General features: G+C 61.5%; 10 protein-coding genes, 1 pseudogene and 1 riboswitch. Of the genes and pseudogenes, 5 read left to right on the forward strand and 6 right to left on the reverse strand.

Annotated elements, in window-relative coordinates; translation table 11 throughout:
- Positions 1–149 precede the first annotated feature (149 nt).
- The 5 genes from MA884_RS13060 to MA884_RS13080 form a co-directional block, all read right to left on the reverse strand.
- Positions 150–2885, reverse strand: a complete 2736-nt coding sequence (locus tag MA884_RS13060) for a LuxR C-terminal-related transcriptional regulator (protein ID WP_256230919.1) — start codon at positions 2883–2885, stop codon at positions 150–152.
- A 413-nt stretch (positions 2886–3298) separates the two neighbouring features.
- Positions 3299–4663: a DUF1329 domain-containing protein gene (locus MA884_RS13065; protein ID WP_256230920.1), complete on the reverse strand. Its 1365-nt coding sequence runs from the start codon at positions 4661–4663 to the stop codon at positions 3299–3301.
- Between the two features lie 25 nt (positions 4664–4688).
- A complete protein-coding gene (locus MA884_RS13070; RefSeq protein WP_256230921.1) occupies positions 4689–6554 on the reverse strand; it encodes a DUF1302 domain-containing protein in 1866 nt (621 codons plus the stop codon).
- Between the two features lie 323 nt (positions 6555–6877).
- The gene (locus MA884_RS13075) at positions 6878–8560 is read right to left on the reverse strand and encodes a fatty acid--CoA ligase (protein ID WP_256230922.1); all 1683 of its coding nucleotides are present in this window, start codon (positions 8558–8560) and stop codon (positions 6878–6880) included.
- Positions 8561–8798: 238 nt separating this feature from the next.
- Entirely contained in the window at positions 8799–9428 is a 630-nt protein-coding gene (locus MA884_RS13080) for a LysE family translocator (protein ID WP_256230923.1), read from the reverse strand.
- Positions 9429–9633: 205 nt separating this feature from the next.
- Here MA884_RS13080 and MA884_RS13085 point away from each other — a divergent pair, with 205 nt between their 5' ends.
- From MA884_RS13085 to MA884_RS13095, 3 genes are all read left to right on the forward strand, one after another.
- Positions 9634–10599: a 2-hydroxyacid dehydrogenase gene (locus MA884_RS13085; RefSeq protein ID WP_256230924.1), complete on the forward strand. Its 966-nt coding sequence runs from the start codon at positions 9634–9636 to the stop codon at positions 10597–10599.
- Between the two features lie 33 nt (positions 10600–10632).
- A complete protein-coding gene (locus tag MA884_RS13090; RefSeq protein ID WP_256230925.1) occupies positions 10633–11631 on the forward strand; it encodes a class I SAM-dependent methyltransferase in 999 nt (332 codons plus the stop codon).
- A gap of 51 nt (positions 11632–11682) precedes the next feature.
- Positions 11683–11803, forward strand: a riboswitch (yybP-ykoY riboswitch).
- Positions 11804–11893: 90 nt separating this feature from the next.
- Positions 11894–12478 carry a TMEM165/GDT1 family protein gene (locus MA884_RS13095; RefSeq protein ID WP_186657596.1) on the forward strand — a complete coding sequence of 195 codons (585 nt, stop codon included), beginning with the start codon at positions 11894–11896 and terminating at the stop codon, positions 12476–12478.
- A 140-nt stretch (positions 12479–12618) separates the two neighbouring features.
- Here the strand turns inward: MA884_RS13095 and MA884_RS13100 are convergent, their stop codons facing one another.
- Positions 12619–13434 (reverse strand): M48 family metallopeptidase, encoded by an 816-nt coding sequence (locus MA884_RS13100; protein WP_047229426.1) that lies wholly within the window; start codon positions 13432–13434, stop codon positions 12619–12621.
- Between the two features lie 1302 nt (positions 13435–14736).
- On the opposite strand from MA884_RS13100, the pseudogene MA884_RS28025 reads away from it, so the two are divergent.
- Positions 14737–14931 (forward strand): annotated as a pseudogene (locus tag MA884_RS28025) (HAMP domain-containing protein); the annotation flags it as partial.
- Between the two features lie 114 nt (positions 14932–15045).
- A complete protein-coding gene (locus MA884_RS28030; RefSeq protein ID WP_371134774.1) occupies positions 15046–15789 on the forward strand; it encodes a methyl-accepting chemotaxis protein in 744 nt (247 codons plus the stop codon).
- Positions 15790–15868: the final 79 nt, after the last annotated feature.

The following is a 15868-nucleotide window of genomic DNA, read 5'->3' on the forward strand; positions in this document are numbered from 1 at the left end:
TTTGTGGCGAGGGAGCTTGCTCCCGCTGGGCTGCGAAGCAGCCCCCAATATAGCCTGACACACCGCAGCGGCAGGTTTCAGGGTTGCTTCGCGCCCCAGCGGGAGCAAGCTCCCTCGCCACAAAAGCTCATTGGCACGAGTAACCAGTCCTAGCCCAACAACCCCAACACCTTCGCCCGCGCCACGGCCTGGGTGCGGCGCTCCACGCCGAGTTTGCTGTTGATGTGGCTGGCGTGGGTCTTGACCGTGTGCAGCGAGATGAACAACTGCTCGCTGATTTCCTGGTTCGAACAGCCTTGGGCAATCAATTGCAGCACCGCCCGCTCACGGCTGCTGAGGTTTTCTACGGGGACCGATGGTTCGGCAGTTTGCGCCGTCATCGACGGCAGGCGCTCGAGCAGGTTCTCGCGCAACGGGCTGGGCGGTGTGTGCAGCAGTTGCTCGCGCAGCCACTCGCGATGTTCGCCCAGCAACCATTCGAACGGCTGCAGCACACCACCCGAGGCGGCTTCGAGGGCTTGGGCCAGGGTAATGCGGGCTTCGGGTTCACGGCCAACGCTCAGCAACAAGGCGACCTTCTGGTTAAGCGCCATCACACTGAGCATCTGCCGGCCGGTTTGCTGGCCGTGTTCAAGCAGGGCATTGAGCCGCCCTTCGGCCAACATGGGCTGGCCCCGGATGGACTCCAGCACCGCCTGTTGCAGCTCGACATGCAACGGCAGTTGCGGGTGGAATTCCGGCGGCGCGGCGGCCCGTTCACCGGTGTAGGTCTGCCCCAGACGCGCCAGCCAGGCTTCGGCCAGGTCCGTACGGCCCTGGGCCAGCCAGAGTTCGCATTTGACCAGGGTGATCATCGCCAGGTAGTAAATCGGCGGAACGTCCCAGATATGCATCAGGCGCTCGGCTTCGGCCAGTTCGGCAAAGGCCCGGGCGAATTCGCGAGCATGACCTTCAACCCGCGCGATCACGCAGTGGCCGATCAACACGCTGATGTCGCGGCACGCCCGCGCTTCGGTGAGGCCGGCCTGCAACCGCGCCAACCCGGCCTGGGGTTGCATGCGCAAGGTCAGCAGGAACCCCTCGTACAGAATCAACCGCGCCCGCACGGCATATAGCCGTTGCGGCGAGAGTGCGTGCAGGCGCTGCAGGCCCTGGTGCACTTCATCGAGCGCCCGCAGGATCTCCCCTCGCGCCTGCAACACCCGGGCGCGGTCGTAATGGGCCAATGCCTCGAACAACGGGTTACCGACGCGCTGCGCCAACTCCAGGGAGTCACGGTTCAAGGCCCGGGCGCGCCACAGGTCACCGTCGGCAATCGCCAGGTTCGACAGCGTGGACAGGCACATCAGACGTTGGCCATAACGCTTTTGCGGCAGGCTCTCCAAGGCTTCGGTGCAGTAACGCACAGTGGCCTCGCGATCCCCACGGCCACGGGCAATGATTCCGCTCAGGGCCAGCCATTGGGCGAGCATGGATTTTTGCGCGGTGGCCGAAGGCGCCGGCAAGAAGCGACGCAGGTGGGCGGCCAGTTCTTCAGCGGCGTCCAGCTGGCAGGCCAGCCCCAGCGCCCAGCTGTACAGCACGATCAACCGCGGAGTGCTGATAAGCAGGCTGTCGGGCAAGTCCATTTTCCAGCGCAGCAACATGCCGACGTTCTGTTCGGCCAGCAATTGCTCCTCAGAGAGGTTTTGCACCAGGTTCGCCGCCACATCCAGATGCCCGGCTCGCAGCGCCTGCTCCACGGCCTCGTCGATCAGGCCCTGGGCATTGAACCAGCGGCAGGCCCGCAGATGCAGGGTCGCGGCCGGCACCATGGCCGGCGCACTGGGACGGCTGCGCAGCAAGTCGGAAAACAGATGGTGGTAACGGTACCAGTGGCCATGCTCGTCCAGCGGCACCAGGAACACCTGGTGGGCCGCCAGATACCCGAGGATTTCGCCGCTGTCATGGGCTTCGCGCACGGCATCGCACAGTTCGCTGCAGAAACGCTCCTGGGACGCAGTGTCGTAGAGAAACGCCTGCACCTCGGCGGGCAAACAGTCGATGACCTCCTCAAGCAGATAATCGCGGATCAGCCCTTCGCCGCCATGCAGAGCCTGCGGCATCCGGCCCTCAGTACCGGCCTCGGAAGCGGCCAGCAACCAGAAACGCAGCCCGGCCACCCAGCCTTCACTGCGCTGGATCAGGCTCTCCAGGGCTTCTCCACGCAGCGAGCTGCTGTGGTGCTGCAGCAAGGTCAGGGATTCTTCATGGGTCAGGCGCAGGTCCTGCTCATTCAGTTCGAGCAATTGGCGCGACAGACGCAGGCGTGCCAGATGCCAGTCCGGGCGCTGTCGACTGGTGACCAGCACCAGCAAACCCTCGGGCAGGTGATTAAGGAAAAATTGCAGGCAACGGTCCAGCACCGGGCTTTGGGCCAAGTGGTAGTCGTCGAGCACCAGCAGCAAGGGTTTATCCGGCGACAGATGCGCGGACAGTTCATCCAGCAGGCCGTCGAGCCATTCTTCGAAGGCGAAGGGTTGGTGGCGCTGGCGCATTTTCAGCAGCCCCAACGCCCGGCCTCCCAACTGCGGGAAGAATGCCTGCAGCCCTTCGAGCAGCCGCTCCAGAAAGCGTCCCGGGTCGTTGTCCCGGGCACTGAGCCCCAGCCAGAGGCTTTGCCAATGAACCGGCAGACTCTGGCAGAACTCCACTGCCAGTGAACTTTTGCCGAACCCCGCCGGGGCGCTCACCAACAGCAACCGACCTCCAAGCCCCGCACTCAAGCGCTCGCACAACCGCGGCCGCACCACATGGCCGTCAGGCAAGGGCGGGCGGTAGAAGCGCCCGTCCTGTCCCGCGACGGCGGTGCGGGCAGAACCCGGGAGTGAAGACAGATCAGTCATGGCCGGCTCTTGTTGAAATGCGGGTGGCGGCGTTGCAGATGTCCGCAGACTAGCGGTAAACGAGGAGGTATTGAAGGGAGTTGCTACAAATGGCTACAAAAAGGCCACAAACCGACCGACTTGAAAAAAATTCAGACAGCCACCGCTCTTGTGGCGAGGGAGCTTGCTCCGCCGAGCTTTGTAGGAGCTGGCGAAGCCTGCGATCTTTTGATCTTTCGCTTGGGATTCAAGCGTCTGGGAAAAGATCGCAGCCTCGTTGCACTCGACAGCTCCTACACAGCTCCTACACAGCTCCTAGAAGGCGCATTCAGCGGGAGCAAGCTCCCTCGCCACAGGGGTTTTGTGTTGGTCAAAAAAAACGCCCCGAACCAGTCGGGGCGTTTTTTTGAGGGTGCGGCCTCGGGTGAAGCTGTTTAGCGGATACCCTGCTGGCGCAGTGCGTTGGGAGTGAACTCGGCGGTGCTGGCGGTGAAGCCGAAGTCGTAAGCCGATTTCTCTTCGTTCTTCATGCCCAAGGCCAGATAACGGCCGGACTGCAGGTCGTAGAGGGTTTCCAGGGCGTACCACGGCACTTGCTTGTCGTAGTAGTTCTCGGCATGGGCCTCGGCCACGCGCCACAGTTGGCCACGACCGTCGTAATGGTCGATCACCGCGGCTTGCCAGGTGTCTTCGTCGATGTAGAAGTCACGCTTGGCGTAGATGTGGCGTTGGCCTTCCTTCAGGGTCGCGGTCACTTGCCAGACACGACGCAGCTCGTAGCGAGTCAGGTCCTGGTTGATATGGCCGGCCTTGATGATGTCGGCGTACTTGAGCTGGGGCGAATCGATCTTGTAACTGTTGGAGGCGATATACAGTTCTTTCTTGCCCACCAGTTTCCAGTCATAGCGATCCGGCGCACCGTTGTACATGTCCAGGTTGTCGGAGGTACGCAGGCCGTCGGCGGCGGTGCCCGGACCGTCGTAGGACACTTGCGGCGCACGACGCACGCGACGCTGACCGGCGTTGTAGACCCACGCAGAACGCGGTTCCTTAACCTGGTCGAGGGTTTCGTGCACCAGCAGTACACCACCGGCCAGACGCGCCGGCGCGGTGACTTGCTGCTTGAAGTAGAACAGGATGTTGCCAGGGTTGGCCGGATCGAAATCCTTCATCTTGTCGCGGAACACGAACTGGTCCCTGAAGTACACCAGGCTGTAGGAGCCGTTGGGCTGCGGCGTGGCCTGGGTTACCAGGCGGGTTACGCTGCCGCCGCGATAACGGGTGATGTGGTTCCAGATCACTTCCACACCGCTCTGGGGAATCGGGAACGGCACAGCCGTCTCGAAGTTCTCCAGACCGTTGCCGCCAGACACCAGTTTGGTGTTGACCGCGTTTTTCTTGATGGAGGCAAACACATCATCCGGCACGGTGGCACCGCGATGGGATGGGTAGACCGGCATCTTGAAGGATTCCGGGTAGCGCTTGAACATCGCGTACTGGCCCGGCGCGAGCTTGTCTTTGTACTGGTCGACGTTCTGCGCGGTGATGGTGAACAGCGGTTTTTCACTGGCGTACGGGTCGGATAGGAAACCCTTGCTGTCCACGCTCCCGGCGTTCTGGGCCATGGGTTTCCAGGCCGGAATCGAACCGTCGGCATTGCCGGCCATTTCGGCGCCCATCGGTGTCAGGCTTTTGCCCAGTTTGTCGGCTTCGGCGGCAGGCACCGCCGCCATGACGCTGGCGGCCAGCAGGGATAGCCCCAGAACACCGACCTGCAACAGACTCTTTGTTATTTTCATAGTGTGTCGTCCTGAAATACTGTGCTTAGAAGGTCACGCCGACGCTGAGCGCCAGGAAATCGCGATCGTCCACGGTGCTGAAGTCGCCACCAAAGAAGTTGGTGTAGGCCAGGCTCGCGTTGTAGGTGTTCTGGTACTCGGCATCCAGGCCGAGACTGACGGCTTTGCGGCCTTCTTCAAAGTTGGCGCCCGGGCCTGGCGAGTAGCCTTTGACGTCATGGGACCAGGCCACGTTGGGCTTGAGGTTCACACCGGCGAACACGTCCGGGTACTCCCAGATGGCGCGGGCACGGTAGCCCCAGGAGGTGGAGGTGGTGAAGCCGTCGTTGTTGCAGTTGCTGTTCACATCGGCACTGGTCTGGCCACCACCGGCTGCGGTCGAGCCATTGAGCACGTTACAGAAACCGCTGGGCAGTTCGCCCGGACCGAACACCGGGTCACGGCCATAACGAGCGTCGGATTTGCTTTCCAGGCCGCCCACGTAGGTCACGCCGACTTCGCCCACCAGGGTCAGACGGCTGGCGCCCATGACCTGATCCAGGAAGTGAGTGAACGTGGTCTGGAACTGAGTGATTTCCTTACGGTTATAGCCATGCAGGTCCTGCCCCGGCGAGCCAGGGAGTATCGAAGCATTGCCAAGACCGGGAAGTGGCGTCACACCGGCGAAAAGAATGTCCGTGGTGCTCAGTTGCACCGGGGCGTTCGGGCGATAGCTCACCTCGCCGCTCCACGCCGTGCCGGTAGGCAAGGTTGTGGAGAAACTCAAACCGTAGAGACGGATGTCTTCAGGGTACTCGATGAAATAGTTCGAGTTACCCGCAACCAGCAAAGGCGCCAGCGCGGCGAACGCAGGCGGCAATCCTGCTGCCAGGTCAAAAACGGACTGCGGAGCACCGGTGGCACTGAAAATCGGCGCACGGCTGTGGTAGTTCATGAAGTAAGCACCGAACTCGGTGTCCAGCGGCTCGAACATGTACTTGAACGACACGCCCCACTGGCCACTGTCGCGAGCATCGCGATCCGCACCGCGACGCACCAGCACGCCCTCTTCGTTGACGTTGACTCCGAGCGCTTCCGCTGGACCGAGTGCGGCCGCCGGGAGCGTAGAGCGCTTGTTCAGCACTCGCAGGTTATCGTTGCAACCATCGGCAACCACGTCCGGCTGCGAGAAGAACGTGCCGCAGTTATCGATGACCGTCTGGTCCCATTCCAGCTGGTAGAACGCTTCGGCCGACAGATTGTCGGTCAGGCTCTGGGACACATAGAACATGTTGACCGGGATCAGACCTTCCTTGACCTCGGCACCTGGACGACGGAACGCCGACACATCGACCGGGTTGATCGAGTTGATCCCGCCCTGGATGAAGGTGCTTTCACCCCAACTGACCACCTGTTTGCCCAGGCGAACCGAACCCGGCTGATCGTCAATAGCGTAGTTGTGGTAGATGAACGCATCGAGGATCTGCCCGCCGGAAGACTGGGCGCCTTCCTTGCGGTTGCTGTCGCTGATGTCCTTGTACAGGCGATGTTCGTCCTTGAGTTCGAAGTCGTACCAGTACTTGCCGCGCACAAACACGCCGGTATCGCCGTACTTCAGTTCCAGGTCGTGGATACCCTTGAAGATCTTCGAGAAGGTTTCCCCGCGCTTGAAGTTCAGGTGACCGTCGTCGGAGGTCTGGGACAAGCCCTTGCCGCCGTTGTTGACGCCGATCAGGTCCCTGTTGGCCTTGGCCGTGGACCAGCTTGCACCAACCGACAGGGCCGAGTCGAACTGGCCCTCGATTTCACCGATGTTGAAACTGACGCCGAATGCTGGCCCGGCGAGCGAAGAGGCGAGACTGACCGCCAGAGGCAATTTTGCCCGGCGCCAGAACGTGTTTGCTGAGGTCATCGACGCTACTCCATGTGCTTTTATTTTTATGGCAGTCAGTATTTTCCAAGAACACTTTCAACGGCTGTTCCGCCCCGTTCAAAGTCGCATCGCCCGTTTAGTGCGTGCGCCCCGTTCTTGAAAATCCTTAAACGGACTATAGCCAGCAGGTAGTACGGCTTGATCCCTCTAAAGTGTGATTTGCAGCCCGCGACCACTCTGGAACAGTCCTTTCGCCAGGCCGACAGATGTCGGCACGGCAAGGATGGCTGAAATTTTCGGTTTGACAAGGCAAGCGCTTGCTTGGTGGGGCTGCCGTGCCCTTTTGGACACGGCAAAAACGCTTAAAGCGTCGACAGGAAGGTGCTGTTATTGCTCTGCCATTCGGTGATGTCGATGCGGATACGCTTCTTGTCGAGCTTGCCGACGCTGGTCTTGGGAATTTCCGTAACAAGGGCGATCTGGCTCGGGATCGCCCATTTGCTCAGGTGCCCCAATTCGACGAACGGTTTGAGATGTTCCTTGAGCTCGCGGGCCCCGATCTGATGCCCTTCGCGGATGACCAGCAAGGCAAATGGGCGCTCGCCCCACTGCGGATCGGGAATACCCACCACTGCTACTTCGCGTACCGCCACGTGACGGCTGATGAGATCTTCCAGGTCCAGGGACGATATCCATTCACCGCCGGTCTTGATCACGTCCTTGATGCGATCGCGAATATCGATCACGCCCATGCCGTCCAGCGTCGCAACGTCGCCGGTGTGCAGCCAGCCACCAGCCCAGAGCTCGGCGCCCTTCTGTGGTTCGTTGAAATAACCCTCGGTGAGCCACGGCGCGCGCAGCACCAGTTCGCCCTGGGTCTCGCCGTCGGCGGGCAGGAAACGGCCCTCGGTGTCGACAATCGCCGCTTCCACCAATGGCCCTGGTACGCCGGCCTTGATCCGGTAGGTGATGCGTTCGTCTTCGCTGCCGGCCATCAGCTCGTCGTTGAGGTGGGCGCAGGACACCAGCGGGCCGGTTTCGGACATGCCATAGGCGGCGGTGAGCTGGATGCCCCGGGCCTTGGCCGCTTCATACAAACTGCGGTTCAGGGCACTGCCGCCGATGACGATTTTCCAGCCAGCGAAATCGGTGTCCTGGGCGCCCTTGGCATTGAGGACCATTTGCAGGATGGTCGGCACGCAGTGGGAAAAGGTGACTTTCTCCTTGCGCCACAACTGGATCAGGAACTCGGGGTCGTAACGGCCGGGGTAGACCTGCTTGAGTCCGAGCATGGTCGCCACGTATGGCAGGCCCCAGGCATGGACATGGAACATCGGCGTAATCGGCATGTACACGTCGTTGGTGCCCAACAGCCGCACGCTGTCGATGGCACCCATGATGGTCGACACGCCCATGGTGTGCAGCACCAGTTGCCGATGGGTGAAATACACACCCTTGGGGTTGCCGGTGGTGCCGGTGGTATAGAACGTGGTGGCGACCGAATTTTCGTCGAAATCCTGGAAGTCGTAGGCGGGGCTGGCGGCGGCGAGCAGTTGTTCGTATTCGCCCACCAGGTTCGGCAGGTCAGCGGTTTTTTCAGGCAGGTCGGTCAGCAGGAGGGTTTTTTCTACGGTCGTCAGGTGCCCGGCAATCGCTTGGTACAAACCGACGAACTCGCTATTGACCAGCACGAAGCGGTCCTCGGCGTGGTTCATGGTGTAAAGGATCTGTTCCGGTGACAGGCGCACGTTGATGGTGTGGATCACCGCGCCGATCATCGGGATCGCAAACATGCATTCCAGGTAACGATGGCTGTCCCAGTCCATCACCGCCACGGTATCACCGGCCTTGACCCCGGCCTCGGTCAGCACATTGGCCAGCCGCGCGACGCGTTCGATCAGGGTTGGATAGCTGTAGCGCAACTGGTCGCGGTAAATGATCTCGCGGGTTTTCTCGTAACGCGCACCGGACATCAGCAGCCGCTTGATCAGCAGCGGGTATTGATAAGCGCCTTCGGCTGGAGGAATAACGCGAGTCTGCAACATAAGAGTCCCTTTTCTGACTGCACGGTCTTGGCTGGAGGTAAGCACTTTAGAACCCTTATGTTTCAATCAAATCAGCCAAAGGAATGATTTGATCGGCCCGCAAATACTAGCCTTGAGCCATATACCGGACTGTAGGAGCTGCCGAGTGCAACGAGGCTGCGATCTTTCCCCAGCCAATAGAGTCCAGAGCTAAAGATCAAAAGATCGCAGCCTTCGGCAGCTCCTACACAGAGCTGGATCAGTGCGCCTCGGTAAACGCCAGCTTCACCCCGATAGCAATGAGTACCGCGCCCATGGTCCGGTCGAACCAATGGCCCATGCGGGCAAACCCGGCGCGCACTCGCTGTTGGCTGAACAGCATGGCCACCAGGCAGAACCACACTGCCGTCGCCACCGCCAGGTACACGCCGTAGCCGGCCTGGATTGCCAGGGGCGTATGAGGGTTGATCACCACGGTAAACAGCGACAGGAAAAACAGCGTCGCCTTGGGGTTCAGGCCATTGGTGACGAAGCCCGAAGTGAATGCGCCACGGGCAGTACGTTCGCCGGCTTCCTTGTGCAGGTTGTCCGCCGTCGGCTTGACCGGTTGCGCCCGCAGCGCCTTGAAGCCGATGTACAGCAGGTAGGCGGCGGCGGCCCATTTCAGCGCGTTGAACAACACGATCGATTGCGACACGATCAGGCCAATGCCCAGCAGCGAATACCCCACATGCAGGAAAATCGCCGTGCCCACACCCAAGGCCGTCCAGGTTCCGGCGCGGCGACCATGGGTCACGCTCTCGCGCACCACCACGGCAAAATCCGGCCCGGGGCTGGCCACGGCCAGTAAGTGGATCAGAGCGACGGTGAGGAATTCAGTGAGGTACATGGGCGCTCCTTGGCTAGCTCAATCTCAAAACAAACATCAACGGTGTAGTGAGGGGGGCTGTGTGGGTGCAAAGCTTGCTCGCGAAACAGGCGACTCGATTCCTGGAAGACCGCATCGTCGGTGTCGCGAGCAAGCTTTGCTCCCACAGACATCTGATAGGCTCGCCACATTACGCCTTCGATTCCTGAGATAAAAGGTACAGCTGATGACGAACAACGGCCGCGCAGTTTTCCTCGATCACCCTTCCCTGGACCTCGGCGATCTGGACCTGGGACCGCTGCGCAACTGCTTCAGCGAGCTGCAACTGTTCGCCCGCACGACCCGGGATGAAGTGAGCGAGCGGCTCAAGGGCGCCACGGTGGCGATTACCAACAAGGTCGTAATCGATGCGACTGCCATGGCCGCCAACCCCGAACTGAAGCTGATCCTGATCAGCGCCACCGGCACCAATAACGTCGACCTGGTCGCCGCCCGCCAACACGGCATCACCGTGTGCAATTGTCAGGGCTATGGCACGCCGTCGGTGGCCCAGCACACGATCATGCTGCTATTGAATCTGGCGACACGCCTGGGTGATTACCAAAAAGCGGTGGGCGAAGGTCGCTGGCAACAGGCTTCGCAGTTCTGTCTGCTGGACTATCCCATTGTCGAATTGGAAGGCAAAACCCTCGGCTTGCTGGGCCATGGCGAACTGGGCAGCGCCGTCGGGCGACTGGCCGAAGCCTTTGGCATGCGCGTGCTGCTGGGGCAGATCCCCGGGCGCCCTGCCCGCCCCGACCGCTTGTCATTGGATCAATTGTTGCCGCAAATCGACGCGCTGACCCTGCACTGTCCACTCAACGAGCACACGCGCAATTTCATCGGTGCCCGGCAACTGGCGCAGCTCAAACCCGGTGCCTTTGTGCTCAACACCGCCCGCGGCGGTCTGATCGACGAACAGGCCCTGGCCGATGCCTTGCGCAGCGGCCATTTGGGCGGCGCGGCCACCGATGTACTGAGCGTGGAACCGCCGACCCAAGGCAACCCGCTGCTGGCCGCCGACATTCCTCGCTTGATCGTCACGCCCCACAACGCCTGGGGCAGCCGCGAGGCGCGGCAGCGGATCGTCGGTCAACTGACGGAAAACGCCGAGGGCTTTTTCAGCGGTACAGCGCAGCGAGTCGTCAGTTGATAAACTGCCGCACTTTTTTTCAAGGAGCAGACCATGGACCCGCGCAGTGAAGTACTGCTTCGTCAGGCCGAGTTATTCCAGGGTTCAGTCCTGCTGGCCGGCCTGCCCGCCGACGATCTGCTCGGCCGCTTGCCCCAAGCCCATGGCTGGTGCTGGCACGCCGGAGACCAAGCCGCGCTGGATGCCCGTTTTCCCGAGCGCAGCCACTTTGGCGTGAACGTGCCGGCCCGTGAGTTCGACACCGCCGTGGTGTTCCTGCCCAAGGCCAAGGACCTGACCGATTACATCCTCAACGCCGTGGCCTCACGCCTGGCCGGTCGCGAGGTGTATCTGGTGGGCGAAAAGCGCAGCGGCATCGAAGGCGCGTCCAAGCAGCTCAACGCCTTTGGCAAGCCGCGCAAGCTCGACAGCGCACGCCATTGCCAGTTGTGGCAAGTCACCGTGGCCGATGCGCCCGAAGCCAAGCCTTTGGAAAGCCTGGCCCAGACCTACGAGCTGCCCCTGGCCGAAGGCGCGCTGACGGTCATCAGCCTGCCGGGGGTGTTCAGCCACGGTCGCCTGGATCGCGGCAGTGCGCTGTTGCTGGAACACCTGGATAAACTCCCCAGCGGCCACCTGCTGGACTTCGGTTGTGGCGCCGGTGTACTGGGGGCCGCGGTCAAGCGTCGCTATCCGCACAACACGGTCACGCTGCTGGACGTGGACGCCTTCGCCGCGGCCAGCAGCCGCCTGACCCTGGCCGCCAACGGCCTGGAGGCCGAGGTGCTGACCGGCGACGGTATCGATGCCGCGCCGATGGGATTAAGCGCGATTCTGAGCAACCCGCCGTTCCATGTCGGCGTGCACACCGACTACCACGCCACGGAAAACCTGCTGCGAAAAGCGGCAAAACATCTGAAAAACGGCGGCGAACTGCGCTTGGTGGCGAACAGTTTCCTCAAATATCAGCCACTGATCGAAGAGCATCTGGGCGTGTGCGCGATCAAGGCCGAAGGCCAGGGTTTTCGCATCTACCGGGCCAAGCGCGGCTGAAGCAATTTTAAGAAACAGCACTTGCCCAATCGGATTTGCCTAGGCAGAATCCGCTCCGTCCTAGGGGAGTAGTCTCCCGCGAGCGCCATGCTCGCCCGGCATACGTCAACATACTTGGTCAGCAGACCATGGCGTATGCGGCCCAAGCGTCCACGCAGATGGTCGCTGGGTTTGACAAGACCTATGACACGCACACCTTACCCGGGGCGGGAAGGCTGTACGTGTCATAGCCGTGTCGACCCGCCCCTCTAGGAATCACCTGATGCTGGACTCTTTCCTCGTACCTACCGCTATCGTTGCGCTCGCCGAAATCGGCGACAAGACGCAATTGCTCGCGCTTATTCTTGCGGCTCGCTTTCGCAAACCCTGGCCAATCATTGCCGGCATCGTCGCCGCGACGCTGGCCAACCATGCGGCGGCCGGGGCAGTGGGGGCCTGGGTCGGTAGTATTTTCTCGGACGCGGTCCTGCACTGGATCCTGGCGGTGAGCTTTGCCGCTACGGCACTGTGGACGTTGGTGCCGGACAAACTGGACGATGACGAAGCCAGTACGGCCCGCAAGTTCGGCCCTTTCCTGACCACGCTGATCGCGTTCTTCCTGGCGGAAATCGGTGACAAGACACAGATCGCCACGGTGATGCTCGCCGCGCAATACCCGGAGCTGTGGCTGGTGATCATCGGCACCACCGTGGGCATGTTGATTGCCAACGTGCCGGTGGTATTGGCCGGTAACTTCGCGGCTGAAAAGCTCCCCCTGACGCTGATCCGCCGGCTGGCCGCCTCGGCGTTCTTCGTCCTGGCGATCGTGGCGGTGTACAAGGCGATGCAGAGCAGTGGTTGGGTTTGATTGGGACTGATGCACGCTCTTGTGGCGAGGGAGTTTGCTCCCGCTGGGGTGCGAAGCAGCCCTAAGCCTTTGCGGCCGCTGCGCGACCGAGCGGGAGCAAGCTCCCTCGCCACAAGAACAGTTTCATTGCATATCGATGGTTACTTGCGGGCCTGCTGATAAAGCGGCATTACCTTCGGAATCGCCGCCTGCAGCGACGCGATCCGGCTGCTGGACGACGGGTGGGTGCTCATGAATTCCGGTGGTGCGCCTTCCGAAGCCTTGGCCATTTTGTTCCACAACGTGATCGCGGCATTCGGGTCGTAGCCGGCACGAGCGGCCAGTTCCAGGCCGATCAGGTCGGCTTCGTTCTCATTGCCGCGGCTGTTGGGCAGGGTCATGCCATAGTTGGCCACGGTATCGGCCAGCGCCAGGCTGTCCTGGCCCAGGCCGAACAACGCACCGGCGCCCTGCTTGGCCATTTCGATGCCGTAAGCCTTGGACATCGCTTCGCGGCCGTGCTCGCGCAAGGCGTGGGCGATTTCATGGCCGATGATCGCGGCGATTTCATCGTCAGTGAGCTTGAGTTTGTTGATCAACCCGGTATAGAAAATGATTTTGCCGCCGGGGCCGCAACTGGCGTTGAGTTCATCACTCTTGATCAGGTTCACTTCCCAGTTCCATTGCGCCGAATCCGGGCGGAACACAGGTGCCTGAGCGATCAGCCGACTGGAGATGGCCTGGACGCGCTTGGCATCGCTACTCGTCTTGTCCAGTACACCCTTGGCGCTCGCTTCGCCCATGGTCTTTTGGTAGGACTGGGCATACATCTGGTTGACCTGGTCGGTGGACAGCATACTGAACATGTATTGCTTGCGCTCCACGCCCACGGCTCCGCCGCTGGTGGTGTTGACCGACTGGCAACCGGCAAGCAGCAGGCCCACGCTCAGTGCACTCACCATCAATATCTTGTTCATGTAAGAAGCTCCCTGGAAACGTGGGCGTATCCTAGGCGCTGATTTGTATCGGCGCCAGATACACAGCGTGGATTACAGTTTTTTCAGACAGATCCTATCCCAGTCCATTTGCGACACCCACGAAGCCAAAACAGTCATCCGACGAACAGCGTCTCATGCCGGGCCACCGAAACGCCGATACAAGCTTCAGACGTCATTCCCGCGTCCGGAGCCTTTATGAAATTCAAATCGATCCAGTTTTCCGTGGCCGCTCTGGCCGGCGCCATCATCCTCAGTGTGGTTGGTGCCCTGGTGCTGTACGCGCTGTTTGCCGGTGCCCGCACCCAGGAAATGGTGCAACAGCGGACCAAGGCGCAGTTCGAGCATCTGATCGAACAACGCCTCGACGCGCTGGCCCGCACCCAGGCCAGCCTGATCCAGCGGGAACTGGAGGCGCCGCTGCTGCTTGCCCGGGGCCTTGCGACCACCAACGCCTTGATGGGCATGAACGGCACGGACGGCAACGCGCAACTGAAGGTGCCCCGCGAGCAGATGATCAGCCTGCTGCGCGAAACCGTGGTGCGTAACCCCAAGATTCTCGGCGCCTACATCGGCTGGGAACCGAACGCCATTGACCACGACGACGCCAATTACGTGAACAGCCCGGTGCTGGGCATGGAAACCGACGGGCGCTTCCTGCCTTGGTGGTTTCGCAACCAGGACGGCACCCTGGGCCTGGAAAAGCTCGCCGATGTGACGGACCAGAAACTGCTGTCCACCGGCATTCGCGCCAGTGAGTACTACCTGTGTTCCCGGGACAGCCAGAAAGCCTGCGTGATCGACCCGGCGCCCTATCGCGTGGGCGATACCATGACCATGCTCGCCTCGTTCATCGAGCCGATCATGGTCGATGGCAAGTTCCAGGGCATCGTCGGCGCCGACCTGTCGGTGAACTTCATCCAGGACATGCTCGTCGCCGCCGACCGCAAGCTGTATGAGGGCGCCGGGGAAATGGCATTGCTCTCCAGCAATAACCGCTTGGTGGCCTTCACGAAGGACCCGTCCAAACTGGGAGAGAAGGCCAGCGACCTGCTGGACGCCAATGAACTGGATAACCTGTCCAAGCTCAGCGTCGGCGAAGTGCGTTACGACGTCGATGAAGCCCATGGGCATATCGAGGTGTACATGCCGTTCGGCATCGGTGAAACCGAGGCCCGCTGGACGCTGATGCTGCAACTGCCACTGGATGCGGTGATGGCCGAACTGCAAGCGTTGCAGAAAGACCTGGACGCGCAGCGCCAGACCGACATCTTCGGCATGACCATGGTGGGCTTGGTGATTGCCGGCATCGGCCTGCTGGTGATCTGGCTGGTAGCCCACGGCATTGCCCGTCCCCTCAAGCAAATGGTGGCGATGCTCGATGACATCGCCCAGGGCGAAGGCGACCTGACCCGTCGCCTGGTGAGCGACCGCGCGGATGAACTGGGTGCGATCGCCAAGGGCTTCAATACCTTCCTGAGCAAGTTGCAAGGGATGATCACCCAAGTCGTCACCTCGGTGCAGAGTGTCAGCGATTCCTCGGAGCACACGGCCGACATCGCCATCCGCACCAACCAGGGCGTACACAAGCAAATGGTGGAGATCGATCAGGTCGCCACCGCCGTGCACGAGATGACCGCCACCGCCCAAGACGTGGCCCGCAACGCGACCCAGGCCGCCCAAGCCGCTGGTCACGCAGACCAGGCTGCCAGCCAGGGCATGCAGATCGTGCGGGATACTTCCAGCTCCATCGGCGCCCTGGCGGTGGAAATCGGCAAGGCCGTGGGAGTGGTGCAGGCTCTGGCCAAGGACAGCGAGAACATCAACGCGATTCTTACCGCCATCCGCGGAATCGCCGAACAGACCAACCTGCTGGCCCTCAACGCGGCCATCGAAGCGGCTCGCGCCGGTGAGCAGGGGCGCGGGTTTGCGGTGGTAGCCGATGAGGTGCGCAACCTGGCGCAGAAAACGCAGCAGGCCACTGAAGAAATCCAGACGATGATCCAGCAGTTGCAACAAGGCACCCGGGACGTGGTGCGGGTGATGGAAGACAGCCAGCACCGCACTGACGAAAGCGTGCAACACGCGGCGAAAGCGGCCCAGGCCCTGGAGACCATCACACAGGCCGTATCGGTGATCAACGACATGAACACCCAGATCGCCAGCGCCGCCGAGGAACAAAGCGCCGTGGCCGATGACATCAACCGAAACGTGATCAACATCGGACAAGTGGCAAACGAAGTGGCAGGTGGCGCGGACGAGTCCAGCGCGGCCAGCGCGGATCTGACCAAACTGGCGGAGCAGCAGCGGCGGTTGATCAATCAGTTCAAGGTTTGATCCAAGGGCCCCATCGCGAGCAGGCTCGCTCCCACAGGGGGGTGTGGGTGTTCACAGACGTTGTGTTCACCGTCAATCC

The sequence above is a fragment of the Pseudomonas sp. Q11 genome, from assembly GCF_024494355.1.
Taxonomy (GTDB): domain Bacteria; phylum Pseudomonadota; class Gammaproteobacteria; order Pseudomonadales; family Pseudomonadaceae; genus Aquipseudomonas; species Aquipseudomonas hefeiensis.

Excerpts from the sequence above, each read along its gene's own strand:
- MA884_RS13060 (WP_256230919.1), bottom strand. The coding sequence starts at position 2,885 with ATGACTGATCTGTCTTCACTCCCGGGTTCTGCCCGCACCGCCGTCGCG.
- MA884_RS13065 (WP_256230920.1), bottom strand. The coding sequence starts at position 4,663 with ATGAAAATAACAAAGAGTCTGTTGCAGGTCGGTGTTCTGGGGCTATCC.
- MA884_RS13070 (WP_256230921.1), bottom strand. The coding sequence starts at position 6,554 with ATGACCTCAGCAAACACGTTCTGGCGCCGGGCAAAATTGCCTCTGGCG.
- MA884_RS13075 (WP_256230922.1), bottom strand. The coding sequence starts at position 8,560 with ATGTTGCAGACTCGCGTTATTCCTCCAGCCGAAGGCGCTTATCAATAC.
- MA884_RS13080 (WP_256230923.1), bottom strand. The coding sequence starts at position 9,428 with ATGTACCTCACTGAATTCCTCACCGTCGCTCTGATCCACTTACTGGCC.
- MA884_RS13085 (WP_256230924.1), top strand. The coding sequence starts at position 9,634 with ATGACGAACAACGGCCGCGCAGTTTTCCTCGATCACCCTTCCCTGGAC.
- MA884_RS13090 (WP_256230925.1), top strand. The coding sequence starts at position 10,633 with ATGGACCCGCGCAGTGAAGTACTGCTTCGTCAGGCCGAGTTATTCCAG.
- MA884_RS13095 (WP_186657596.1), top strand. The coding sequence starts at position 11,894 with ATGCTGGACTCTTTCCTCGTACCTACCGCTATCGTTGCGCTCGCCGAA.
- MA884_RS13100 (WP_047229426.1), bottom strand. The coding sequence starts at position 13,434 with ATGAACAAGATATTGATGGTGAGTGCACTGAGCGTGGGCCTGCTGCTT.
- MA884_RS28030 (WP_371134774.1), top strand. The coding sequence starts at position 15,046 with ATGGTGGAGATCGATCAGGTCGCCACCGCCGTGCACGAGATGACCGCC.